This is a genomic window from Psychrobacter sp. GW64-MNA-CIBAN-0177 (assembly GCF_040309585.1).
GTDB lineage: Bacteria > Pseudomonadota > Gammaproteobacteria > Pseudomonadales > Moraxellaceae > Psychrobacter > Psychrobacter okhotskensis.
This window is the reverse complement of sequence record NZ_JBEOOY010000629.1, coordinates 1-234: the sequence shown is the minus strand read 5'-3', so window position 1 is coordinate 234 and position 234 is coordinate 1. Positions and strand designations below refer to the sequence as shown.

Genomic DNA, 234 nt, shown 5'->3' with positions numbered 1-234 from the left:
GCCCACACCCGCGTACCTCTCCATCACCGGTGTCAAACAAGGTTTGATTACGGCAGGCACATTTACCCAGGACTCGGTAGGCAACATTTATCAGGAAGGCCATGAGGACCAGATTCTGGTGCAGGCGTTTGCTCATCAGGTAATCATTCCCCGCGACCCGCAGTCGGGCCAGCCGACCGGTCAGCGCGTGCATAAACCGCTGATGATCAGCAAGGTTTTCGATAAATCCTCACC

The 234-nt window shown here is 55.6% G+C and carries 1 protein-coding gene; it reads left to right on the top strand.

Annotation, left to right across the window (positions count from 1 at the left end):
- The coding region (gene tssD / locus AAEY79_RS16480; protein WP_352289874.1) for a type VI secretion system tube protein TssD at positions 1-234 on the top strand (234 nt) is incomplete at both ends.